Raw genomic sequence first — 22,219 nt, 5'->3', positions numbered from 1 at the left:
GTGGTGTGGGGTCGTGAGTGGCGATGGTCGTTGGAGCCACCATCGCCGCTCACGAGGTGTTACGGCTGGGGTAGGTCGGCGAGTTCGCCGATGCGCTGCCGGTGGAGCTCGGCGATGCCGAAGGCGAGCTGGGAGCTCTTGGCCCGGCCCAGGTAGAGGTGGGCCGGGTGCTCCCAGGTCATGCCGATGCCGCCGTGCAGCTGGAGGTGCTCCTCGGCGGCCAGCACGACCAGGTCCGAGCAGTAGGCCTGGGCGATGGCCACCGCGAGCTCCGGCTCGGTGTCCTGGGCCAGCGCGTCCGCGGCGTTGCGGGCCACGGCGCGGCCCGAGCTGACGCCCACCCACAGGTCGGCCAGCCGGTGCTTGACCGCCTGGAACGAGCCGATCTGGCGGCCGAACTGGTACCGGGTCCGCGCGTACTCCACCGTGGAGTCCAGGCAGAGCTGCGCGAGCCCGACCTGCTCGGAGGCCAGCAGCCCGGCGGCGGTCAGCAGCGCCTGCCGCAGGATCCGCTCCGCTTCGGCGCCGGATGCCAGCCGCCGTCCGCGCGCGCCGTCCAGGTCGAGGGTGCCGAACCGGCGGGTGAGGTCCAGCGGTGTGGTCGGGGCCCGGGTGACGCCGGAGGCGGAGGTGTCCACCAGGTACAGCGCCGCGCCGTCGGCGTCGACGGCCGGGACCACCACGTGGTCGGCGACCTCCAGGTCGACCACCGCCGACACCGCACCGGTCAGCGCCCCGCCGTCGGCCTTCACCGACTGCGGGAACGGCGCCTGCGGCGGGGTGGTCAGCCCGACCGCGACGGTGCCGGTCCGGGAGCCGTCGGCCAGCTGCGGCAGGACTTCCCGCTCCGCGCCGGACACCAGCGCCGCGGTGGCGAGCACGTTGCCCAGGAACGGCACCGGGGCGACGGCGCGGCCGACCTCCTCGGCCACCACCGCCAGCTCGCGGGCGCTGGCCCCGGCCCCGCCGAGCTCCTCGGGCACCAGCAGCGCGGCCAGGCCGAGCTCGCCGGCGAGGGTGCGCCAGAGGGCCAGGTCGTAGGGTTCGTCGGTCTCGCAGCGGGCCAGGACCGCGGTCCAGTCGCAGCGGTCGCGCAGCAGTCGCCGCACGGTGGCCCGCAGGTCCTCCTCCAGCTCGCTGTAGAGCAGGTCCGGGGCGCTCATCGTGGCAGCTCCTTCCACGGCCGGTCCTTGTCCGTGCGGACTTCCGGGGGCAGCCCCAGGACCCGCTCGGCGATGACGTTGCGCAGGATCTCGGTGGTCCCGCCCTCGATGGAGTTGCCCTTCGTCCGCAGGTAGCGGAACCCGGCGCCGCGCCGGGTAAGCGAGGTGAAGTCGGTCTGGCGGAACGCCCAGTCGTCGTAGGCCAGTCCGGCCTCGCCCAGGAACTCCAGCTCGAAGCCGGTGATCGCCTGGTTCTGCTCGGCGTAGGTGATCTTGACCGCGGAGCCCTCCGGGCCGGGTTCGCCGACGGCCATCTGCTGGCGCAGCCGGATGCTGGTCAGCCGGGTCGCCTCGGCCTCCACCCACAGCCGCAGCAGCCGGTCGTGCAGGCCGGGGGTGCGCTTGTCGGGGTGCTCGCGCCAGGCCGCGGCGGCCTCGCCGATCATGCCGCCCTCGCGTGGGGGCGTGCGCCCGCCGATGGCGACGCGCTCGTTCATCAGGGTGCCCATGGCGACCTGCCAGCCCTGCCCGACCTCGCCGAGCCGGTGGGCGTCCGGGATCCGCACGCCGGTCAGGAAGACCTCGTTGAACTCGGCCTCACCGGTGATCTGCCGCAGCGGGCGGACTTCCACGCCCGGTGCGGTCATGTCGCAGATGAAGTAGCTCAGGCCCTTGTGCTTGGGCTGGTCGGGGTCGGAGCGGGCGACCAGGATCGCCCAGCGGGCCCGGTGCGCCAGCGAGGTCCAGACCTTCTGCCCGTCGACCACCCACTCGTCGCCCTCGCGCACGGCCCGGGTGGACAGCGCGGCGAGGTCGGATCCGGCGCCGGGTTCGGAGAAGAGCTGGCACCAGGTCTCCTCTCCGGTCCACAGTGGACGCAGGAACCGCTGGCGCTGCTCGTCGGTGCCGAAGCGCAGAATGGTGGGGGCGGCCATGCCCAGGCCGATGACGTTGAGCTGCGGCTGGTTGTCGGGAGCGCCCGCCTCGGCGAACGCGGCGTCGACCACCGGCTGCAGCTCCCGCGCGGCGCCGAGGCCGCCGAGGCCGGCGGGGAAGTGCACCCAGGCCAGCCCGGCGTCGAAGCGCGCCCGCAGGAACTCCAGCCGTTCGGTCCGCTGTGGATCGTGCGCGGCGAGGAACTCCTCGACCCGGCCGCGGATGTCGGTGGCGTCCACGGTCATGCCTTCGGCCCGCCCGCCACGTAGATGACCTGGCCGGAGACGAACCCGGAGCGCTCGTCGACGAAGAAGGACACGGTGTTGGCGATGTCCTCGGGCTGGCCCACCCGGGCCACCGGGATGCTCGCCGCTGCGGCCTTGGTGAACTCCTCGAACTCCATGCCGACCCGCTCGGCGGTGGCCTTGGTCATGTCGGTGGCGATGAAGCCGGGGGCGATGGCGTTCGCGGTGACCCCGAACTTGCCCAGCTCGATGGCCAGCGTCTTGGTCAGGCCCTGCAGCCCGGCCTTGGCGGTGGAGTAGTTGGCCTGGCCGCGGTTGCCCAGCGCGGAGGTGCTGGAGAGGTTGACGATGCGGCCCCACCCGGCCTCGACCATGTGCTTCTGCACGGCGCGGCTCATCAGGAACGCGCCCCGCAGGTGCACGGACATGACCGTGTCCCAGTCGTCCTCGGACATCTTGAACAGCATGTTGTCCCGGATTACCCCGGCGTTGTTGACCAGCACGGTCGGGCCGCCGAGCTCGGTGGCGATGCGGTCCACCGCGGCCTGGACCTGCTCGGCGTCGCTGACGTCGCAGCCGACGGCCAGCGCCCGGCCACCGTCGGCTTCGATGGCCGAGACGGTGTCGGCGCAGTGCTTCTCGTCGAGGTCGATGACGGCGACGGCGAAGCCGTCCGCGGCCAGCCGCCGGGCGGTGGCCGCGCCGATCCCGCGGGCGGCGCCGGTGACGATCGCGACTCGACTGTCTGCCATGGAATCTCCTTGTGCGTCGTGGTCCTGCACCGTGCTCAACGACGGTGCGTGGTCAGCGGTACTTCTTCAGCTCGCGGCGGGCGAGGGAACGGCGGTGCACCTCGTCGGGGCCGTCGACGATGTGCAGGGTGCGGGCGTGGGCGTAGAGGTTGGCCAGGGGGAACTCCTGGCTGACGCCACCGCCGCCGTGGGCCTGGATGGCGCGGTCGATGACCCAGGTGGCCATCTCCGGCACCGCCACCTTGATCGCCTGGATCTCGGTGTGCGCGCCCTTGTTGCCCACGGTGTCCATCAGCCACGCGGTCTTGAGCACCAGCAGCCGGGCCTGCTCGATCTTGACCCGGGACTCGGCGATCCAGTGCTGGACGACGCCCTGCTCGGCCAGCGGCTTGCCGAAGGCGACGCGCTCGTTGGTGCGGCGGCACATCAGCTCCAGCGCCCGTTCGGCCATCCCGATGGCGCGCATGCAGTGGTGGATGCGGCCGGGGCCGAGCCGGGCCTGGGCGATCGCGAAGCCCTCGCCCTCGCCGGCGATGACGTTGTCCACCGGGACCCGGACGTCGTCGAAGACGATCTCGGCGTGCCCGCCGTGGTCGGCGTCGGTGTAGCCGAACACGTTCATGCTGCGCTCGATCCGCACGCCGGGGGTGTCGGTGGGCACCAGGACCTGGCTCTGCTGGCGGTGCCGCTCGGCGTCGGGGTCGGTCTTGCCCATCACGATGAGGATCTTGCAGCGCGGGTTCATCGCGCCGGAGGAGAACCACTTGCGGCCGTTGATCACGTAGTGGTCGCCGTCGCGCTTGATGCGGGTGCCGATGTTGGTGGCGTCGGAGGAGGCGACGTCGGGTTCGGTCATGCAGAACGCGGAGCGGATCTCACCGTCCAGCAGCGGCTGCAGCCACTGCTCCTTCTGCTGCGCGGTGCCGAACAGCGCCAGCACTTCCATGTTGCCGGTGTCAGGGGCGGCGCAGTTGGTGGCCTCCGGGGCCAGCCGCCCGGCGCGGCCCATGATCTCGGCCAGCGGCGCGTACTGCAGGTTGGTCAGCCCGGCACCGTGCTCACCGGGCAGGAACAGGTTCCACAGGCCGCGCTTGCGGGCTTCGGCCTTGAGCTCGGCCATGATGGGCGGGTGCGCGGCCCACGGGTCCTCGGCCTGCGCGAGCTGCTGCAGGTAGACCGGTTCTGCCGGGTAGACGTGGGAGTCCATGAAGTCGAGGAGTTGCTGGCGCAGTTCCTCGGTGCGCGCGTCGTAGCCGAAATCCATCATTCCTCCTTGGAACGCGTGAGTTCGCGGGGCGGCGCAGCTCACCGGCTGCGTGGGGCGAGGGTGGTCAGGCCTTGGGCGACGAGCGGGGCCACCAGCGCGCCGACGTGGTCGAAGCCCTCGCCGACGGTCTGGCCGTGGATGAAGCGGTAGTGGATGCCTTCCAGGATCACCGCGATCTTGAAGAAGCCGAACGCCACGTACCAGTCCAGTTCGGACAGGTCGGTGCCGCTGCGCTCGGCGTAGCGCTGCAGCAGCTGGTGGGCGGAGGGGAAGCCGTGCTCGGGGCCGATGCCCTTGGCGATGGGGTTGTGCTCGACGCCGCTGAAGCCCTCCCAGTACACCGCGAGCAGCCCGAGGTCGGTCAGTGGGTCGCCGAGGGTGGCCATCTCCCAGTCCAGCACGGCTCGGATGCGCTGGTCGTCGCCGACGATGACGTTGTCCAGCCGGTAGTCGCCGTGCACGATGCCCGCTCGCGGGGTGGTGGGGACGTGGTCGGCGAGGCGGGTGGCGAGTTCCTCGACGCCGTCGAGGTCGCGGCTGCGGGAGGCGGCCAGCTGCTTGCTCCAGCGCCGCACCTGCCGCTCCAGGAAGCCCGCCGGGCGGCCGAAGTCGCCCAGCCCCACCGGGTCCGGGTCGATGGCGTGCAGGTCGGCGAGCACGTCCACCAGCTGCCAGGACAGTTCGGCGCGTTGCTGCGGGGCGAGTTGCTCGGTCAGCTTCGGCGAGCGGTAGACGGTGCCCGGCACGTACTCCATGACGTAGAACGGGGCGCCCAGCACGCTGTCGTCCTGACAGAGCAGGTGGGTGCCCGGGACTGGCACGTCGGTCCCGGCCAGCGCGGACAGCACCCGGAACTCGCGGCCCATGTCGTGCGCGGTGGCCAGCACGTGGCCCAGCGGCGGGCGGCGCACCACCCACTGCTGCTGCCCGTCGCCTACCAGGTAGGTCAGGTTGGACCGCCCACCTTGGACGAGTTCGCCGGTCAGCGGTCCGGCCAGCAGCCCGGGGCGCTCGGCGTCGAGGTGGGCGCGCAGCCGGTCCAGGTCGAGGCCGGGCAGCGGTTCGGCGGTCATCAGGACTCCTTGCCTTGCGGGACGGCGTCCGGCACGAGTTGGGCGAGCCGGGCGCGGGTTTCGGCGGCGCCGGTGTGCAGCACCGCCCGCATGCCGAGCCGTTCGGCGGCCTCGACGTTGGGGGCGCCGTCGTCGACGAGGACCACCTGCGCGGCGGGCAGGTCGAGCCGGTCCAGCACCAGGTGGTAGATCCGCGGGTCGGGCTTGCGCAGCCGCACTTCCCCGGAGATGACCGCGACGTCGAACAGCCCGTCGAGCAGGTCCCACGGGTAGTCGTTGCCCCAGCTGTTGGACAGCAGCGCGGTGCGCACGCCGCTGGAGCGCAGGGCGCGGACCAGGTCGAGCATCGCGGGTTCGCTGTCCAGCTGGGCGAACATGCGCTGCAGCAGGCCGTCTGGTGCGACCGGGCCGTCGTCGAGGGTGCGCAGCCGGTGGGCGAGGGTGCGGTTGAACTCCTCGGCGCTGAGCTCGCCGGTTTCCAGCCGGTGGACCGGGGTGCCGGGCGGGGCGGTGCGCGAGAGCCATTCCTTGATGGCGGCGGAGAAGGTGTCCGGCCGGATGCGCTCCCGGTCCATCCAGGCGTGCAGGGCCGCGCGACTGGAGGTGGTCAGCACGCCGCCGTAGTCGAACACGACCGCCCGGACCGGGCGGGTTGCGTCACCGGAACCCATGACCCAGGACCGTACCGACTAGCCGGTATGTCGCGCTAGTGCTCGCCGCCGAATCGGTGGTGCGAACCCCCGGGGAGCGCACCCGATCCGGCGGCGAGGAGGGTGGTCAGGCGGGGACGGCGTTGCGGATGCGCGCGGCCTGCTCCAGCAGCTCAGCCGGGGTCGAGGTGCTGAACTGCAGGTCGACGAAGGCCTCGGCCACGCCCAGCTCGGCCACGGCGCGCAGGTAGTCCACGAGCTGCTCGACCGGGCCGGAGCCCGGGACCTCCGTCGCTTCCGCCTGGAGCTTGGCGTTGATCCGCAGTGCGGTGGTGATCGGGCCGCGCCCGGCCTCGCGGGCTTCGGCGTCGATCTGCGCCAGGGTTTCCCGCAGCTTCTCGGCGGGCAGTGGCACGCCCAGCCAGCCGTCCGCGCGGCGCCCGATCCGGCGGAACGCGGCGGGGGACAGGCCACCCAGGTAGATCGGCAGGTGCTGCTGCGCGGGCTTGGGCGCGAAGTGGCCGTGGCTGATGGTCCAGAACTTGCCGCTGTGCTGCACCGGGTTCGGACCCCAGAGCGTCGCGAGCACGTCCAGCGTCTCGTCCAGCCGCGCGCCGCGCTCCTTCCACGGCACGGCGACGGCGTCGTACTCGTCGCGCGACCAGCCCAGGCCGAGCCCGGCGATGATCCGGCCGCCGCTGAGCTGGTCGAGCCCGGCGAGGCTGCGGGCGAGGAGGACCGGCGGGTGCAGCGGGGCGTTGAGGGTGCTGGTGCCCAGCCGCGGGCGGGTGGTGGCTTGGGCCGCCAGCGCCAGCACCAGCAGCGGGTCGAGGCCGGTGCGGAACTGCTCTGGCATGGTCCCGCCGGGGTAGGGGGTGGTCGGGGAGGTGGCGGCGTGCACGCGCTCACCGGTCCAGAGGCTGTCGAAGCCGAGCGCTTCCGCTTCCGCGGCGATCTTCGGCACCAGGGCCGGGTCGGCGAACGGACCGAACTGGGGGAGGGTCAGACCTAGACGCATGCGACGATTTTTCCGTACGGGGGACGACATTGTGTTTAGTTCAAACGGGTGAATCCGGGAACGGCGTTCGGGTCAGTGGGCCTGGTCGGGCGCGGTCCTTGCGCCGGGTGAGCGTGCAAGTACCACCATCGGCAGCTTGTTGGTCACCCCGCGTCACCGTCGTGGGTGGCTCCCGCGTGCCGGATCCCGTTCTTCGCAGCGACGTCCACCGGAACGGCGGTTGTTCCCGGAAGGCCGGTGGCCCAGGCATCGCGCTCGGTGCCCGATGGGAATTGTGGGAACGGCGGTCGCGTTGACGCGGAGTTTACTCGTCAGTAAGTATTCGGGTCGCCGCGCGGCCCGCACCTTCCTGAAACCGATTATGCGAGGTGAGGCCAATGTCGTCCCGACTCCGCAGCAGACGCGCTGCCGCTGCTGCCGCCCTGACCGCAGCCGCGGCGCTCGCGTTCACCCCACAGGCCCTGGCGGCCGCCTTCGACGTCAACTTCGACTGCTCCGGAGCGTCGCCGGTGGGCGAGCAGCAGTTCGACTTCCAGCAGGGCGCTGACGTCACGGCTCCGGACACCGTCGCCCCCGGCGGTGCGCTGGACATCGTGATCGACCCGGCCGTGAACACCGTTCCTTCGGAGGTCAACGGCTTCACGGTCAAGCGGATCGAGGGCCTGGACCTGAAGATCCCGATCCCGGCCAACTCCACCTTCGTCTCCGCCGACCTGGCGGGCGGGTCCGGCCTCGGCCCGAACCCGCCGACGTTCACCGTCGACGGCGACGTCGCCACCCTGCACCTGGACGGTCCGCTCGAGGGTGGCGCGGAGTTCGAACTGCCCACCGTCACCGCGCACCTCACCGCCGGTGACTCCGGCACGATCGAGACGAAGCTGCACGGCACCAGCTACGACGACCCCGGGCTGACCTTCACCGCCGCGGTGTCGTCGATCATCGGTGATGTCGACGTGCCGTCGCGCTGCTTCCCCAACCCCAACCCCGTCCTGACCACCACGACGATCGGCTGACCCCTGGCCGATCAGGTGGGCGGGGCTCCGGCCGGAGCCCCGCCCACCGCCGTCGGCCGCCTGGTGACCAGGTGGGCGGCGACCCCGGCGAGCAGGCCCCAGAACACCGAGGCGATGCCGAACAGCGTCAACCCCGAGGCCGTGACCAGGAACGCGATCAGCGCCGCGGTGCGGCTGTCGGCGTCCTCGGTGGCCTTGGCCAGCGAGCCACCGATGGTGTCGAGCAGCCCGATCCCGGCCAGCGCGGTGACCAGCGCCAGCGGGAACGCCGCCAGGAGGCTGGCCAGCGTCGCACCGAAGATCCCCAGCAGGAGGTAGCAGGCGCCCGAGGCGATGCTCGCCTTGTAGCGCTGCCCCGGATCGTCGTGGGCGTCACGGCCCATGCACAGCGCGGCGGTGATCGCCGCGAGGTTGATCCCGAAGCAGCCCAGCGGCGCGAGCACCACGTTCGCCGCGCCTGTCCAGGACAGCACCGGGGACACCGGGGTCGAGTAACCGTGCGCCCGCAGCGTCACCACGCCGGGCAGGTTCTGCGAGGTCGTGGTGATGACGAACAGCGGGATGGCGACGCTGATCGCGGTGTGCAGCGACCAGCTCGGCCACACCCAGACCGGGCTGGCCAGCGCGACGTCGATGCCGCCCAGCCGCAGCGACCCCTGCGCGGCGGCCAGCACCACGCCGACCGCCAGCGCGATGAGCACCGCGTAGCGCGGCAGCAGGCGCTTGCCGAGCAGGTAGCCCGCCAGCATGGCCGCGACCAGCCAGAACTGGTCCTGCATGGTGGTGAACACGCCGATGCCGAACTGCAGCAGCACTCCGCCGAGCAGGGCGGAGGCGATCGAACCGGGGATCAGGTCCACCGCGCGCTCGAACCACCCGGTCAGCCCGACCACCACGGTCAGCGCCGCGGCCAGCAGGAAGGCGCCGACCGCTTCGGACATCGACACGCCCTGGCTGCTCGTGGCCAGCAGTGCGGCACCGGGCGTCGACCAGGCCAGCACCACGGGCGCGCGGTAGCGCAGCGACAGTGCGATCGAGGTGACGCCGATGCCCACGCCCAGCGCGAGGATCCACGAACCGATCTCGGCGGGCCCGGCGCCGAGCGCGCGGGCGGCCTGGAAGACGATGGCCGCGGAACTCACCACCCCGACCAGCGTGGTGATGCCACCGGCGACCAGGGTGGACACCGGGGCGGCGGGGAGTCGTCGGCGCAGCACAGGAACCCGTCCGTTCTGTATATGGAACGACGCGATGCTAGGAGGAGCGGTGGAGCTGGTCAAGGTGGTGGGGGCGAACCTGCGCGCGGCCCGTGCCGAGCGCGGGCTGTCGCTGTCCGAGACCGCGCGCCGCGCGGAGATCGGCAAGGGCACGCTGTCCGAGCTGGAGGCCGGGCGCCGCAACCCGACGCTGGAAACCCTCTACGCGTTGGCCGCGGTCCTCGACGTGCCACTGGGGCGGCTGCTGGTCGCCGAGCCGGAGTCGGCGGCCCCCGTGGTGGTCAACCGCGCCCGCGGCGCGGACCTGTCCGGTCAGGTGGCGGACGTCGAGCTGATGGACCGGGTGGTCGCGGGCGGCCAGCGCCTGGAGGTCTACCGCCTGCACGTGCGCGCGGGCGCCCGGTACGTCTCCGCCGCGCACCGGCCCCGCGTGGTCGAACAGCTCCTGGTGCACACCGGAACCCTGGTCACAGGGCCGGAATCGGCCCCGGAGACCCTCGGCCCCGGCGACTACATCCGCTTCGACGGCGGAGTCGACCACGTCTACCAAGCTCCGGCCGACGACGTCACCGCAACGCTGCTGATGCGCTACCCCGACCCTTCCTGAGCCGTGGTGCCACGGTCGACCACCAGTGGGAACGAGTCCCGCGGCGCACCACCGAACGGAGTGAGTGCTCACTTCGCACTGACGGAGTGAGTACTCACTCCGTACATTGGTCGGCATGGGAGAGACGACGCGGCGCAGGGCGCCGGGGATGAGTCCGGAGGAGCGGCGGGCGATGATCATCGCCTCCGCCCTGCCTCTGGTGGCCGAGTTCGGGGCGGCGGTGACGACCAAGCAGGTCGCGCGGGCCGCGGGAATTGGCGAGGGAACGATCTTCCGGGTGTTCGAGGACAAGGACGAGCTGCTGGCGGAGTGCGTGACCGAGGCGTTCCGGCCGGACCAGGTGGCGCGGGAGATCGAGTCGATCCCGCTCGACCAGCCGCTGGCGGATCGGCTGCGCACCGCGGCGGACGCGCTCGCGGCGCACCTGGAGCGGATCGGCGCGGTGGTCGGGGCGTTGCAGGCCAGCGGGCACCCAGCCGGGGCGCGCAGCCTTCGGCACAAGAAGGACCGGTCGAAACCCCCCAGGAGGCCGGACGGGCACGGGGTCCGCGACGCGGTGGCCGAGCTCTTCGAGCCGGAGCGGGACTCGCTGCGGCTGCCGTCGGACAAGCTCGCCGCGATGTTCCTGGGATTCCTGCACACGCGGGGACGGATGGGGGACTCGGCCGGGGTGGAACCCGCCGACCTCGTCGACCTGTTCCTGCACGGCGCGTTCAAGGAGGCAGCGTGACGATCACGCTCAACCACACCATCGTCCCCGCGGGGGACAACGCTGCGGCGGCCGACTTCCTGGCCGAGATCCTCGGCCTGCGCCGCCTGCCGCCGGACGGCTTCGACGGGAAGTTCGCCCCGGTCGAGGTCAACGACATGCTGACCCTGCAGTTCATGACGGTGCCCGACGCCCAACCGCACCACCTCGCGTTCGACGTGACGCCCGAGGAGTTCGACGAGGTCCTCGCCCGCCTCCGCGAGCGCGAGGTCCCCTTCGGCAGCGACCCGATGGAACCGGACAACGGGCGGGTGGACCACCCGCTGTGCCCCCGCGGTCTGTTCTTCTGCGACGACACCGGCAACCTCTACGAGGTCATGTCCCCGGCCTGACCGTCCCCCGGCGAGGGCGACGCGCCGTCCTGGGCGGACCGGGACCCGGGCGATTCCAACGGAGGCCGGACACCTGATCCGCACCGGAATCACGTCCACCCCGGCGACGGCGCGACGCAGGAAGTGGTGAAGGCCCCTCCGGGGCGGGGGACCGGAGGGGCCTTCTCAGCTACCGAACACCACACTGCTTTCGGGGAACAGCACCGGTGACGGCATCGATCGGGTGAGATCGGTGTGAAGTGCGGGGCGCGGCGGCCCCGCACTTCATCAGCGGTTGTCTTCCTTCAACATGTCCGAGCACTTCTCACCGATGGCCATGGTGGTGATGTTCGGGTTCACCGCGACCAGGAACGGCATCGCCGAGGCGTCCGCGACGCGCAGGCCCTGCACGCCCTTGACCCGCAGCCGTGCGTCCAGCGGCTTGCTCGGGTCGTCCTCGGCGCCCATCGGCACCGAGGCCGCCGGGTGGTAGACGGTGTTGTGGGTGCGCGTGATGTAGTCGGCGATCTCGTCGTCGGTGCGCACGTCCGGGCCCGGGAACAGCTCGGCACCGGCCCACTCCTGCATCGCCGGCTGCTCGATGATCTCGCGGGCCAGCTTGATGCCCTCGGTCATCACCCGCATGTCGTGCGGGTCGGTGAAGTACCGCGGGTCGACCTTCGGCTTGTCCCGGAAGTCGCGGCTGCGCAGCCGCACCGTGCCGGTGGAGCGGGCGCGGGTGACGTTCGGGGTCAGGCAGAAGCTGTTCTCCGAGGTCGGGTAGCCCTGCCGCACGGTGTGCATGTCGAAGGGCACCGAACCGTAGTGGAACATCAGGTCCGGCCGGTCCAGCCCCGGCTCGGTGGTGGTGAAGATGCCGATCTCCCACCACTGCGTCGAGTCGGTGACCATCGGCTTCTTGGCGTCCCAGCTGATCACGCCCTCCGGGTGGTCCTGGAGGCTGGAGCCCACGCCGGGGGAGTCCACCAGCACGTCGATGCCGAACTCGCGCAGGTGCTCGGCCGGGCCGATGCCGGACAGCATCAGCAGCTTCGGGGTGTCGATGGCGCCGGTGGACAGCACCACCTCGCGGCGCGCCGACACCGTGCGGGTGTGGATCAGGTCCGCGTCCAGGTACTGCACGCCGGTGGCCCGGGTGCCGTCGAAGACGACCTTCTTCGCCCACGCCTGGGTGCGGATCTCCAGGTTCGGCCGGTCCAGGTTCGGGTGCAGGTAGGACACCGACGAGGAGGAGCGGGTGCCGTCCTCGCGGGCGTTGATCTGGAACCAGTTGGCGCCGTGCACCACGGTCTTGCCGGAGTTGAACTCCGTGGTCGGGATGCCCTGCTGCTCGCAGGCCTGCAGCAGCGCGACACCGCACGGGTCGTTCGGCGGGACGCTGCGCAGCGTCACCGGGCCACTGCGGCCGTGGTGGTCGCCGGGCCCGTCGTTGGTCTCCAGCCGCTGGTAGAGCGGGAAGATGTCCTTGGCGCCCCAGCCGGTGGCGCCCATCGACTCCCACTCGTCGAGGTCCTCGGCGGGCGCCCAGAAGGCGATGCAGGAGTTGTGCGAGGAGCAGCCGCCGAGCACCCGGGCCCGCGCGTGCCGCATGAAGGAGTTGCCGTTCTCCTGCGGCTCGATCAGGTAGTCCCAGTCGTAGCCGGACTCCAGCAGTGCCATCCAGCGCTTGAGCTCCAGGATGGCCTTGTCGCCGACGTCGGAGGGCCCGGCCTCCAGCAGGCACACGGTCACGTTCGGGTCCTCCGACAACCGCGACGCGACTGCCGCACCCGCGCTACCGCCACCGACCACCACGTAGTCGAACTGATCTGTCATTGTCCGAATCTCCGTTTCTGTGCGGGAAGTTGTCCGCGCGCCGCTCAGGCGACCGGGCTGGGCTCTTCAGCGTCCGAAGTGGACGAGTGCTCGGCGAGGACACCGATCTTGTGCCGCTGGACGAACCAGTAGTACGCGAACCCGGCGACCGCGGCGACTCCGACGAACAGCACCGAGCTGTACTGCAGGTACCAGTGGTAAGGCGGTTCGGCGTTGTAGACCTCCGGGCGCGGCCAGGCCAGGTTGATCGTCATGCCCGCGCCCCACAGCACGGCCAGCACGTTGATCGGCAGCCCCAGCTTGCCCAGGCTGAACCGGCCCTCCTCCTTGACCGGCTTCCACCTGCCGCGCAGCCGCGCGACCAGCATCGGCACGGTAACCAGCAGGTAGGAGACGTAGATCAGGATGATCGCCAGGCTGGTGATGGCGGTGAAGATCTGCGGCTGGCCGATGTTGACCAGCAGCAGCGCCACCGCGACCACGCCGATGACCACCGCCGGCACGACCGGGGTCTGGAACCGCGGGCTGACCCGCGCCAGCAGCGAACCCGCGGGCAGCGCGTTGTCCCGGGCCATCGCGAACATGATGCGGATCGCGGCGGTGTGCACCGCCAGCACGCACACCGTGATCGCCACGAAGATGGCCAGCAGGAACAACCGGCCGACGAGCGGGCCCAGCGCGTCGTTGAGCACGAACTGCAGGCCGCTGGAGGCCAGTTCCGGCGCCGAGAAGTCGCGGGTGGCCATCAGGCCCAGCAGGATGATCAGGCCGCCGAGCACGAACGAGGCGACCAGCGCCCGCAGGATCGCCTTCGGCGCGTTGCGGTGCGGGTTGATGGACTCCTCGCCCAACGAGGCGGCGGTGTCGAAGCCGTACATCACGTACGAGGAGGCGATCCCGGCGACCAGGAACGCGGTGAGGTAGCTGCCGCCGTAGGCCGACTCGGTGCCGCTGGTGTCCAGCACCACGGTCGGTGGGTTCACCGCCACCAGCGCCAGCGCCACGATCAGCAGCACCGCGGCGACCAGCTCGATGAACACGCCACCGCTGTTGATCCGGGCCATCAGCTTGACGCCGAAGGCGTTGACCAGCGTGGTGAACAGGATCAGCACCAGCGCCAGCATGATGCCGTTGACCGCGGCGTCGGTGGCGTTGGCGCCGTCACCGATCACCTGGAAGCCGGACCAGATCTGCGGGAGGGTGTTCTGGTAGGCCAGCGCGGTGGCCGAGATCGACACGATCGAGGCCAGCAGCATCATCCACCCGGCCAGCCAGCCGACGTGCTGACCACCCAGCTTCTTCGCCCAGTTGTAGACGGAACCGGCGATCGGGTACCGCGATGCCAGCTCGGCGAAACTCAACGCCACGAGCAACTGCCCCAGGAACACGATCGGCCAGGACCACCAGTAGGCGGGCCCCCCGAAGGACAGGCCGAAGTAGGACAGTTGGAAGGTGCCGGTGAGCACCGAGATGTAGCTGATCCCGGCGGCGAAGGTGTGGAACCCCCCGAGACTTCTCTTCAGTTTGTTGGTGTAGCCGAACTCGTTGAGCTCGGCGTCGAAATTGGGCGCGCTCATGCCCCGAACTCCTTTCCCGGTCAACGCCCCCGCCGGGTGCGGGAGGGTTGGGCCGGGTGGTTGCTTTGCGTCGCGCGTGGTGCGATCGCGGCCGGTCAGGCCGCGCGGGTGCGCTGCGGCGGTGGATCTGGCACCGCCGCAGCTCCCGGGACTTCCTTACTGGCCGGAGAACCAGTTCTGCGGACCGGGCCGCAGGTTCTGGTGGACGTGCTTGGCCTCTTGGTACTCGCCGAGACCGGCGCGGCCGAGTTCGCGGCCGATGCCGGACTGCTTGAAGCCACCCCACTCCGCCTGCGGCAGGTAGGGGTGGAAGTCGTTGATCCAGACGGTGCCGTGCCGCAGCCGGTTGGCCACCCGCTGCGCCCTGGCCGGGTCGCTGGTGAACACCCCGCCGGCCAGGCCGTAGTGGGTGTCGTTGGCGATGCGCACCGCGTCGTCCTCGTCGGTGAACCGCTCCACTGTCAGCACCGGGCCGAAGGACTCCTCGGTCACCGCGTAGGAGCCCTGCCGCACCTCGTCGAGGACCGTCGGCAGGTAGTAGTGGCCGCCCGCGTAGCGCTCGCCCTCGGGGCGGCGGCCACCGGTGCGCAGGACCGCGCCCTCGGCGACCGACTTGGCCACGTAGTCGTCGACCTTGCGCAGGTGCTCGGCCGAGATCAGCGGGCCGGTCTCGGCGTCGGTGTCGAACGGACCGCCCAGCCGGATCAGCTCGGCGCGGCGGACGACCTCGTCCACCAGCGCGTCGTGCAGCTCGTCCTGCACGATCAGCCGCGCACCGGCCGAGCACACCTGGCCGGAGTGCAGGAACACCGCGGTCAGCGCGAAGTCCACGGCGGTGTCGAAGTCGGCGTCGGCGAAGACCACGTTGGGGTTCTTGCCGCCCAGCTCCAGGGCGACCTTCTTGACCGTCGCCGCGGCCGCGGCCGAAACCTTGCGGCCGGTGTGCAGGCCGCCGGTGAAGGAGACCAGGTCCACGTCGGGGTGCTCGGAGAGCACCGAGCCGACCTCGGCGCCGGTGCCCAGCACCAGGTTGCCGACCCCGGCGGGCAGCCCGGCCTCGGTCAGCGCGCGCATCAGCAGGATCGCGGTGCTCGGCGTCAGCTCGCTGGGCTTGAGCACGAAGGTGTCGCCCGCCGCGATGGCCGGGGCGACCTTCCAGGCCACCTGCAGCAGCGGGTAGTTCCAGGGCGTGATCATGCCGCACACGCCGACCGGCTCGTACTGGACGCGGCTGATCGAGTCCGGCGACCCGGTGTCGACCAGGTGGCCGGCGTCGGTCCCGGCGATCTTGCCGAAGTAGCGGAAGCAGGCGGCGATGTCGTCCATGTCGTACTCGCTCTCCACCAGCCGCTTGCCGGTGTCCAGCGATTCGGCGCGGGCGAACTCCGCCTTGTCGCGCACCAGGATGTCGCTGACGCGCAGCAGCAGGTCCCCGCGCTCCCACGGCGAGCTCGTCGCCCAGGAGCCCTCGTCGAAGGCCCGCCGGGCGGCGGCCACGGCGCGCTCGGCGTCGGCCCGGCCGCCCTCGGCCACGGTGGCCACCAGCTCCCCGTCGGCGGGGCAGCGGATCTCGCGGGTGCGACCGTCCTCGGCCGGCACCCATTCGCCGTCGATGAACAGCGTGGGTGCTGAATTCTCAGCTTGCGACATGCTCGTATCCCCGTGATGTCGTTCGTGCTTTTCGTGCTGGAACTGCACCACCGCGCACTTCTGGTGGCGGTGTGGTCACACGATGCCGCGAGAGCAGGCAGTTCGCCACGCGAATCTCTCGTCGCTTCCAGGCGAAATTCGCCGAATGGTGCGGTCGGCGCGCCGTACTGCGATTTCACCTCCTGGCGGTGCATTCGGTGGCGGCCGTGCGCGGTCTTCGTTCAATTCCAGCAGCAGGTCGATTCCTCGGCCTGGTGCGAATGCTCTCAGTGCCGCCGAAGACCCTAACACCGTTGGTGTACATCTGTACATCACTGGGGTTGGTCGATGTTGTCCGGCGATGAAAATTCGCGCTCCGAACAGGGCGGATGCGATTCCGGTGACGTGGACCGCATCGCGCTGGCCCCTCGGCGTGGCAGGCTGTGCAAGGTCATCCGGCCCGCCGTCGAGAAGTGGCCGGCGACACTGGAGGGACGTCCAAGCGCATGTCGACCACGCAGCCCGCGCCCGCCGCGCGCCGCAAGGACCCGGCCCGCCCCGAGCGCATCGCCCGCGCGGCGATCGCCGTCGTCGCCGAGCGCGGTGTGGACAAGCTCACCCACCGGGCGGTGGCCGCCGAGGCCGGGGTGCCGCTGGGGTCGACCACCTACTACTTCGCCTCGCTGGACGACCTGCTGGCCAGCGCCCTGCGGCAGGCCGCCGCCGACGACGTGGCGCACCTGCGGCGGTGGGCCGAGGGGTTGGCCGACAACGGCGACCTGGCCGCCGCGCTGACCGACCTGGTGCTGCACTACCTGGGCCCGGCCCGGTCGCAGACCGCGGTCGAGCACGAGCTCTACGTCGCCGCGCTGCACAAGCCCGCGCTGCGCCGGGTGAGCCAGGAGTGGGACAGCGCGATGGCCGAGCTGTTCTCCGCGCACACCGACGCGGCCACCGGCCGGGCCCTGACCGCGGTGATCTGCGGGCTGCTGATGCAGGGCATCGTCCGGGAATCGGTGCCGAGCCGAGACGAGATCGAGATGATATTCCGCCGGGTGCTGTCCGGGCCCGCGGAAAGCTGATCCCGCGGGCATTTCCCGCCTGATGTCCGATCGGTCAACATCGGATGTCCGTTGCATTGCACCGAATCCGGCACTGTTGATCTAGCCGCTGGTGCCGAGGAGAATGGCGCCAGCGATCCGTGGCACCGTCCGCGCCGCAGCGTCCGGTCTGCCGGTTTTTCAGTCCGGTGGAGCACATCGCCAGGCGTTTTTCCGGTGTACAACGGAACTTGCCGCGTCGGGGCGTGGCTCGCTCCCAGCAGGATTGATCAACTTCAGGTGGGGTGAGACCGTGGGGCAGTACGAAGACCGCGAATTGGTGCCGCTTAAGTCGGATTTCGACACGGTGTGGTACGGGTTCCGGCGATCGCAGGTGAAGTTCTACATCCAGCAGACCGAGACCGAGCTCCGGATGCTCGCCGAGGATCGGGACTCGGCGCTGAGCCAGGTCGACGACCTGAGCGCGCAGCTGGAGCAGGCGCGCGCCGAGGTCGAGGAGCTCAAGCAGCAGCTCGACGAGCAGGCCCGCAACCCGATCGACGCCGCTGCGCTCAGCGACCGCTTACGCCGCATGGTGCGCCTCGCGCACGACGAGGCCAACGAGGTGGTCGCCGCCGCCCAGGCCGCGGCCGAGCACGAGTGGGCGCGCAGCGAGCAGGCCGCGGCCGAGCTGCGCGAGCGGTACGAGAAGCTGGTCGCCGAGGCCGACGAGTGGCGGCGGCAGTCCGAGCAGCAGCGCAACGAGGTGCTCGCCCGCACCCGCCAGGAAGTCCAGGCCATGAAGCGGGAGGCCGAGGACTGCCGGCGGCGGCTGGACACCGAGGCCGAGGAGCGGCGCACCCAGGTCGAGCACGACTTCGAGGTGTCCATGGCGGCGCGCCGTGAAGAGGCGATGCGCATCATGGCCGAGCGCGAGCAGGCCAGCCGGGAGGCCGCGCAGCGGCGCGTCCGGGAGGCCACCGCGGAGGCGGAGCGGCGGATCCGGCGGGCCGACGAGTACGCCGAGACGATGCTGCGGGTGCGCCAGGATCTCGCGCAGCGGGTCCGCGCCGCGCAGCAGGTGCTGGCCACCGCGGAGCCGTTCCTGGTCGCCACCGAAGCGGGCGCGGCCAGCGAGGGGTCGGACGGCTACGTCGCCGATGTCGTCCACAATGGACATGTTCCGGTGGACGACGTCGACGTGCCGGAGCAGCGCCACGAGGAGCCGGTGCCCGAGGGGGTGGCGGCCACCCGCGCCTGACCGCGCGGACCGCTCGCCGACGGCGGGCGGTCCGCTCCGCCCTCCGCTCGACGCGCGGAATCGATCACGAACCGCCAAGATCGGAGCCGCGCAGCCGGGCGGCGAGAATGCGCCGAGACCTTCCCGGCACCGCGCGTAATCACTACGTTCGACGGGAATCGGTGCAGCGGGAGGCAGGATGAACTGGCGCGCTCTGGTCACCTTCGCCGCGGTGTGCGGCATGCTGCTGGTCGGCACACCGGCAGGTGCGGCGCCACCGGCGGATGACGTGCGCGATCGGCTGGCGGCGGTGCCCGGCCTGACCGTGGTCGGGGAGCGGCCCACCGAACCGGGCTTCCGGCTGTTCGACCTGACCTTCATTCAGCCCACCGACCACCGGCACCCGGGCGCCGGGCAGTTCGAGCAGCGCCTGACCCTGCTGCACCGCGACCTGGCGCGGCCCACCGTGCTCCACACCTCCGGCTACAACCTGCCGGCGAAGACCACCCGGACCGAGCCGACCCAGCTCGTCGACGGCAACCAGGTGAGCCTGGAGCACCGCTTCTTCACCCCGTCGCGGCCGGACCCGGCGGACTGGGGCGACCTGGACATCTGGCAGGCCGCCACCGACCAGCACCGGGTGATCACCGCGCTGCGCGCCGTCTACGACCAGCAGTGGATCACCACCGGGGCCAGCAAGGGCGGCATGACGGCGGTCTACCACCGGCGGTTCTACCCCGACGACGTCGACGGCACGGTCGCCTACGTGGCGCCCAACGACGTCGACAACGACCGGGACCGCTACGACCAGTTCCTGGCCGAGGTCGGCACCGACCCGGCCTGCCGCGCGGCGCTGACCGCGGTGCAGCGGGAAGCGCTGGTCCGGCGGGACGAGCTGCTGGCGAAGTTCCAGGCCTACGCCGACGCCGAGGGCCTGACCTTCGACCGGATCATCGGCGACATCGACCGCGGCCTGGAGATGGTCGTGATCGACACGCCCTTCGCGTTCTGGCAGTACCGCGGCCAGGACGACTGCGCCCAGGTGCCCGCCACCACGGCCAGCACCGACGAGCTCTACGCGTTCTTCGACGAGACCGTGGAGTTCCGTTTCTACACCGACCAGGGCATCGAGCCCTACGCGCCGTACTACTACCAGGCGGGCACCCAGCTGGGCTGGCCGCACGTCTCCGACGAGCCGCTGGCCGACCTGCTGCACCACCGCGAGCTCAGCCAGCCCCGGAACCTGGTGTCGCGCGACATCCCGATGCGCTTCGAACCCGGGGTGATGAGCCAGGTCGACGCGTGGGTGCGCAGCAGTGGTTCGGAGCTGATGTTCGTCAACGGCGAGCGCGACCCCTGGAGCGCCGAACCCTTCGAGCTGGGCCCCGGCACCCGCGACTCCCACAGCTACCTGGTGCCCGGCGCCAACCACGGCGCCAAGATCGAGGGCCTGCCCGCGGAGCAGCGCGCCGAGGCCGAAGCGACCGTGCGCCGCTGGGCCGAGGTCGAGGCACCGGTGATGCGTTCGGCGGTCCTCGACGCCGACACCCTCGAACGCCACCCGCGCTGAGGCCGCCCGCCGGGCTCCGGTCAGGCCGCTTTGGAGCGGGCCGAGCGGCGTGCGGCGAGGCTGTCGTAGGCGTTCATCAGGAACTTGTGCGACGGGCGCTCCACCACGCGGGTCAGGGCCCAGCCCAGGACCGTGCCGGTGACCAGCATCGCGGCGGTCTGCAGCAGCGGATCCGCCCCGAGGTCGTCGAGCTCGCGCATCACGATGTAGCCAATCGTCTGGTGCACCAGGAACACGCCGTAGGAGATGCCCGCGAACCAGGTGATCCGCCCGGCCAGCCAGTTCGGGACCACCCGGTTCCAGTCCGGGCCGTAGGCGGTCAGCGCGACCACGACCATGCCCAGGCACACCGCGGTGGTGGAGCCCCAGTCGGCCACCAGGCCCTCCGGGGTCTCGGCGTAGTTGTGCAGCGCCTGCCCAGCCATGCAGGCCACCAGCAGCCCGGCGAAGTGCGGCAGCGAGATCCGGCGCGTCGACCACAACCAGATCGCGACCCCGACCACGAACAGGTGCCAGCGGTGCACCCCGATGCCGTCCACGACCGTCCGGTAGAACTCCGACGGGTCGCTCACCCGCAGCGGCCACTGCACGATCGGCAGCAGCACCGCCAGCCACAGCACCACGATGATCCGCCGCCCGTGCCCCCACCTGGTGGCGAACAGCGCCGCGGCGGCGGTGAAACCCATCAACTGCAGCGGGACCGTCCAGTGCGAACCGTCGATGAACCAGTACTCGGCGGGTTTCCAGTTCCACAGCATCAGCAGGTTGGACACCAGGTCGCTGAACGTGGGGTAGAACCAGCCTTCCACCGCCGCCCAGCGCATCACCAGGAACACCACCACGACGGCGCCGATGAACGGCGGGACGAGCCGGGCCATCCGCCCCCACCAGTAGCGCAGCAGCGTGCCGCGGCCGATGGTCACGCACGCGAAGTACGCCGAGATCACCAGCAGCAGGCTGGCCCCGACCTGGTACGGGAAGACCACCGAGCGCGGCGTCATCTCCGGGTGCAGGTAGGTGCTGAGGAAGGTGGAGTGGTAGAGCATCACCAGCAGGACGCAGGCGGTGCGCACCACGTCCCAGCTGATCTTGCGCTTGCTCCGGCCCGAGCTCCGCTGGGTGGCAGTGGACGTCATCTCGGGCACGCGGGTCACGGTACCAGGGCTGTTTGTCTGAATACCGAAGGATCATCGCGTTCTGCGCTGGGCAGATCGCCCAACGGGGTGGGCCGCGCGGACCATGTCGAGTTGGTCACGGTTTTCGCGCCACCGCCGCGTAGCTCAGCGGTTCCGGGACGCGCAGGTCCGAGTCACCGGGCTCCGGCCGCCAATCCGCGGTCGGCACCACCCCGGGGTCCAGCAGGTCCAGGCCCGCCAGCAGCTCGGTCAGCTCGGCGCGGCTGCGCGCGACACCCGGGTGCTGGCTCTCGTCCAACAGGTCGCTGATCGCGCGCAGGGTCTGCGGCGCGTGGTCGGCGGTGAGGTGGGTCAGGCAGAGCAGCGAACCCGGGGCGAAGGCGTCCAGGTAGCGGCCGACCACCTCCGCCGGGGGCTCGGTGAGGAAGTGCAGCACCGAGAACATCAGCACCGCCACCGGTTCGGCCGGGTCCAGCAACCGGCGGGTGTGCTCCGCGGTGAGCACCCGGTCGACGTCGCGCAGGTCGGCCTGCACGATGGCCGCGTCCGGGTTGCCCTCCAGCAGCAGCTCGCCCTGGCTGACGGCCAGCGGCTCGTTGTCGACGTAGACCACCCGGGCGTCCGGGACCAGCTGCTGCGCGATCTCGTGCGCGGTGCCGACGTTCGGGATGCCGCAACCGAGGTCCAGGAACTGCCGCACCCCCAGGTCCAGGCAGGCGCGCACCACGCGGTGCAGGCAGGCGCGGTTGGCCAGCGCGTCCAGGCGGATGTCCGGGGCCACCGCGAGCACCCGGCGGGCCAGGTCGCGGTCCGAGGAGAAGTTGCTGCCGCCGCCGAGCAGGTAGTCGTGCACCCGCGCCCCGCTGGGCCGGTCCAAATCCAGGTCGTGCGGGCTCTGGGAGCGTTCGGACATTGTTCCTCCGGGTGACCGTGGTGGGCGCAGACTAGTTCGCCGACCGGGTCCGGCACAGGGCGGGGAGTGATCGAGCACACCAACGGAGGGTCATTGACCTGGAGCGCGCTCGAGGTTCGAGACTTCCGGTGAACGGCGAAGATCCGGTCGAAGGGATGAGGACGATGGCGCAGTACGTGTTGCCGGAGTTGGATTACGACTACGCGGCGTTGGAGCCGGCGATCGCTGGTGAGATCAACGAGTTGCACCACAGCAAG

Annotated in this window: 20 protein-coding genes and 1 pseudogene; 8 read left to right on the top strand and 13 right to left on the bottom strand. The window is 71.1% G+C overall.

The annotated features are described in order from the left end of the window. Nucleotides 1-59: 59 nt before the first annotated feature. From ABT324_RS10475 to ABT324_RS10445, 7 genes are all read right to left on the bottom strand, one after another. Entirely contained in the window at nt 60-1,163 is a 1,104-nt protein-coding gene (locus ABT324_RS10475) for an acyl-CoA dehydrogenase family protein (RefSeq protein WP_351174740.1), read from the bottom strand. Continuing rightward, complete coding sequence (locus tag ABT324_RS10470; protein ID WP_351174737.1) at nt 1,160-2,344, bottom strand: acyl-CoA dehydrogenase family protein; 1,185 nt, start codon at nt 2,342-2,344, stop codon at nt 1,160-1,162. The genes ABT324_RS10475 and ABT324_RS10470 overlap by 4 nt, the downstream gene beginning before the upstream one ends. Then, on the bottom strand, nt 2,341-3,096 hold the full coding sequence (gene fabG, locus ABT324_RS10465) for a 3-oxoacyl-ACP reductase FabG (protein ID WP_351174735.1): 756 nt from the start codon (nt 3,094-3,096) through the stop codon (nt 2,341-2,343). Before fabG ends, ABT324_RS10470 begins: the two co-directional genes overlap by 4 nt. Nucleotides 3,097-3,148: 52 nt before the next feature. Next, a complete protein-coding gene (locus ABT324_RS10460) occupies nt 3,149-4,360 on the bottom strand; it encodes an acyl-CoA dehydrogenase family protein (protein ID WP_351174733.1) in 1,212 nt (403 codons plus the stop codon). A 41-nt stretch (nt 4,361-4,401) separates the two neighbouring features. Then, complete coding sequence (locus ABT324_RS10455) at nt 4,402-5,436, bottom strand: phosphotransferase family protein (RefSeq protein ID WP_351174731.1); 1,035 nt, start codon at nt 5,434-5,436, stop codon at nt 4,402-4,404. Beyond that, nucleotides 5,436-6,107 (bottom strand): HAD family hydrolase, encoded by a 672-nt coding sequence (locus ABT324_RS10450; RefSeq protein WP_351174729.1) that lies wholly within the window; start codon nt 6,105-6,107, stop codon nt 5,436-5,438. Before ABT324_RS10450 ends, ABT324_RS10455 begins: the two co-directional genes overlap by 1 nt. A 106-nt stretch (nt 6,108-6,213) precedes the next feature. Then, nucleotides 6,214-7,104, bottom strand: a complete 891-nt coding sequence (locus ABT324_RS10445) for a TIGR03619 family F420-dependent LLM class oxidoreductase (protein ID WP_351174727.1) — start codon at nt 7,102-7,104, stop codon at nt 6,214-6,216. A 377-nt stretch (nt 7,105-7,481) separates the two neighbouring features. Between ABT324_RS10445 and ABT324_RS10440 the strand changes: the two genes are divergently transcribed. Beyond that, complete coding sequence (locus tag ABT324_RS10440; protein ID WP_351174725.1) at nt 7,482-8,117, top strand: cyclase; 636 nt, start codon at nt 7,482-7,484, stop codon at nt 8,115-8,117. Between the two features lie 11 nt (nt 8,118-8,128). On the opposite strand, the gene ABT324_RS10435 is transcribed toward ABT324_RS10440, so the two are convergent. Next, complete coding sequence (locus ABT324_RS10435) at nt 8,129-9,334, bottom strand: benzoate/H(+) symporter BenE family transporter (RefSeq protein ID WP_351174723.1); 1,206 nt, start codon at nt 9,332-9,334, stop codon at nt 8,129-8,131. A 49-nt stretch (nt 9,335-9,383) separates the two neighbouring features. On the opposite strand from ABT324_RS10435, the gene ABT324_RS10430 reads away from it, so the two are divergent. From ABT324_RS10430 to ABT324_RS10420, 3 genes are all read left to right on the top strand, one after another. Further along, complete coding sequence (locus ABT324_RS10430; protein WP_351174721.1) at nt 9,384-9,941, top strand: helix-turn-helix domain-containing protein; 558 nt, start codon at nt 9,384-9,386, stop codon at nt 9,939-9,941. A gap of 115 nt (nt 9,942-10,056) precedes the next feature. Continuing rightward, nucleotides 10,057-10,671 carry a TetR/AcrR family transcriptional regulator gene (locus tag ABT324_RS10425; protein ID WP_351174720.1) on the top strand — a complete coding sequence of 205 codons (615 nt, stop codon included), beginning with the start codon at nt 10,057-10,059 and terminating at the stop codon, nt 10,669-10,671. Continuing rightward, complete coding sequence (locus ABT324_RS10420) at nt 10,668-11,042, top strand: VOC family protein (RefSeq protein WP_351174718.1); 375 nt, start codon at nt 10,668-10,670, stop codon at nt 11,040-11,042. The genes ABT324_RS10425 and ABT324_RS10420 overlap by 4 nt, the downstream gene beginning before the upstream one ends. 267 nt (nt 11,043-11,309) lie before the next feature. On the opposite strand, the gene ABT324_RS10415 is transcribed toward ABT324_RS10420, so the two are convergent. From ABT324_RS10415 to ABT324_RS10405, 3 genes are all read right to left on the bottom strand, one after another. Then, nucleotides 11,310-12,857: a GMC family oxidoreductase gene (locus tag ABT324_RS10415; RefSeq protein WP_351174716.1), complete on the bottom strand. Its 1,548-nt coding sequence runs from the start codon at nt 12,855-12,857 to the stop codon at nt 11,310-11,312. A gap of 44 nt (nt 12,858-12,901) precedes the next feature. Continuing rightward, nucleotides 12,902-14,434 carry an APC family permease gene (locus ABT324_RS10410; RefSeq protein WP_351174714.1) on the bottom strand — a complete coding sequence of 511 codons (1,533 nt, stop codon included), beginning with the start codon at nt 14,432-14,434 and terminating at the stop codon, nt 12,902-12,904. Nucleotides 14,435-14,590: 156 nt separating this feature from the next. Beyond that, complete coding sequence (locus tag ABT324_RS10405) at nt 14,591-16,084, bottom strand: aldehyde dehydrogenase family protein (protein ID WP_351174712.1); 1,494 nt, start codon at nt 16,082-16,084, stop codon at nt 14,591-14,593. A 485-nt stretch (nt 16,085-16,569) separates the two neighbouring features. Between ABT324_RS10405 and ABT324_RS10400 the strand changes: the two genes are divergently transcribed. From ABT324_RS10400 to ABT324_RS10390, 3 genes are all read left to right on the top strand, one after another. Then, a complete protein-coding gene (locus ABT324_RS10400; RefSeq protein WP_351174710.1) occupies nt 16,570-17,145 on the top strand; it encodes a TetR/AcrR family transcriptional regulator in 576 nt (191 codons plus the stop codon). A 352-nt stretch (nt 17,146-17,497) separates the two neighbouring features. Beyond that, entirely contained in the window at nt 17,498-18,364 is an 867-nt protein-coding gene (locus ABT324_RS10395) for a coiled-coil domain-containing protein (protein WP_351174708.1), read from the top strand. 178 nt (nt 18,365-18,542) lie between these two features. Then, nucleotides 18,543-19,913 carry a S28 family serine protease gene (locus ABT324_RS10390; protein ID WP_351174706.1) on the top strand — a complete coding sequence of 457 codons (1,371 nt, stop codon included), beginning with the start codon at nt 18,543-18,545 and terminating at the stop codon, nt 19,911-19,913. A 20-nt stretch (nt 19,914-19,933) separates the two neighbouring features. Here the strand turns inward: ABT324_RS10390 and ABT324_RS10385 are convergent, their stop codons facing one another. Both ABT324_RS10385 and ABT324_RS10380 read right to left on the bottom strand, forming a co-directional pair. Further along, on the bottom strand, nt 19,934-21,049 hold the full coding sequence (locus ABT324_RS10385; protein ID WP_351174883.1) for an acyltransferase family protein: 1,116 nt from the start codon (nt 21,047-21,049) through the stop codon (nt 19,934-19,936). 115 nt (nt 21,050-21,164) lie between these two features. Next, nucleotides 21,165-21,962, bottom strand: a complete 798-nt coding sequence (locus tag ABT324_RS10380) for an SAM-dependent methyltransferase (RefSeq protein WP_351174704.1) — start codon at nt 21,960-21,962, stop codon at nt 21,165-21,167. Nucleotides 21,963-22,126: 164 nt separating this feature from the next. Here ABT324_RS10380 and ABT324_RS10375 point away from each other — a divergent pair. After that, nucleotides 22,127-22,219 (top strand): annotated as a pseudogene (locus ABT324_RS10375) (superoxide dismutase); the annotation flags it as partial.

The sequence above is a fragment of the Saccharopolyspora sp. NPDC000359 genome, assembly GCF_040300525.1.
GTDB lineage: Bacteria > Actinomycetota > Actinomycetes > Mycobacteriales > Pseudonocardiaceae > Saccharopolyspora.
Note: the sequence above shows the minus strand (reverse complement) of the source record. Positions and strands in the feature narration are given on the sequence as shown.

Excerpts from the sequence above, each read along its gene's own strand:
- ABT324_RS10475 (WP_351174740.1), bottom strand. The coding sequence starts at position 1,163 with ATGAGCGCCCCGGACCTGCTCTACAGCGAGCTGGAGGAGGACCTGCGG.
- ABT324_RS10470 (WP_351174737.1), bottom strand. The coding sequence starts at position 2,344 with ATGACCGTGGACGCCACCGACATCCGCGGCCGGGTCGAGGAGTTCCTC.
- fabG (WP_351174735.1), bottom strand. The coding sequence starts at position 3,096 with ATGGCAGACAGTCGAGTCGCGATCGTCACCGGCGCCGCCCGCGGGATC.
- ABT324_RS10460 (WP_351174733.1), bottom strand. The coding sequence starts at position 4,360 with ATGGATTTCGGCTACGACGCGCGCACCGAGGAACTGCGCCAGCAACTC.
- ABT324_RS10455 (WP_351174731.1), bottom strand. The coding sequence starts at position 5,436 with ATGACCGCCGAACCGCTGCCCGGCCTCGACCTGGACCGGCTGCGCGCC.
- ABT324_RS10450 (WP_351174729.1), bottom strand. The coding sequence starts at position 6,107 with ATGGGTTCCGGTGACGCAACCCGCCCGGTCCGGGCGGTCGTGTTCGAC.
- ABT324_RS10445 (WP_351174727.1), bottom strand. The coding sequence starts at position 7,104 with ATGCGTCTAGGTCTGACCCTCCCCCAGTTCGGTCCGTTCGCCGACCCG.
- ABT324_RS10440 (WP_351174725.1), top strand. The coding sequence starts at position 7,482 with ATGTCGTCCCGACTCCGCAGCAGACGCGCTGCCGCTGCTGCCGCCCTG.
- ABT324_RS10425 (WP_351174720.1), top strand. The coding sequence starts at position 10,057 with ATGGGAGAGACGACGCGGCGCAGGGCGCCGGGGATGAGTCCGGAGGAG.
- ABT324_RS10415 (WP_351174716.1), bottom strand. The coding sequence starts at position 12,857 with ATGACAGATCAGTTCGACTACGTGGTGGTCGGTGGCGGTAGCGCGGGT.
- ABT324_RS10410 (WP_351174714.1), bottom strand. The coding sequence starts at position 14,434 with ATGAGCGCGCCCAATTTCGACGCCGAGCTCAACGAGTTCGGCTACACC.
- ABT324_RS10405 (WP_351174712.1), bottom strand. The coding sequence starts at position 16,084 with ATGTCGCAAGCTGAGAATTCAGCACCCACGCTGTTCATCGACGGCGAA.
- ABT324_RS10400 (WP_351174710.1), top strand. The coding sequence starts at position 16,570 with ATGTCGACCACGCAGCCCGCGCCCGCCGCGCGCCGCAAGGACCCGGCC.
- ABT324_RS10390 (WP_351174706.1), top strand. The coding sequence starts at position 18,543 with ATGAACTGGCGCGCTCTGGTCACCTTCGCCGCGGTGTGCGGCATGCTG.
- ABT324_RS10385 (WP_351174883.1), bottom strand. The coding sequence starts at position 21,049 with ATGACGTCCACTGCCACCCAGCGGAGCTCGGGCCGGAGCAAGCGCAAG.
- ABT324_RS10380 (WP_351174704.1), bottom strand. The coding sequence starts at position 21,962 with ATGTCCGAACGCTCCCAGAGCCCGCACGACCTGGATTTGGACCGGCCC.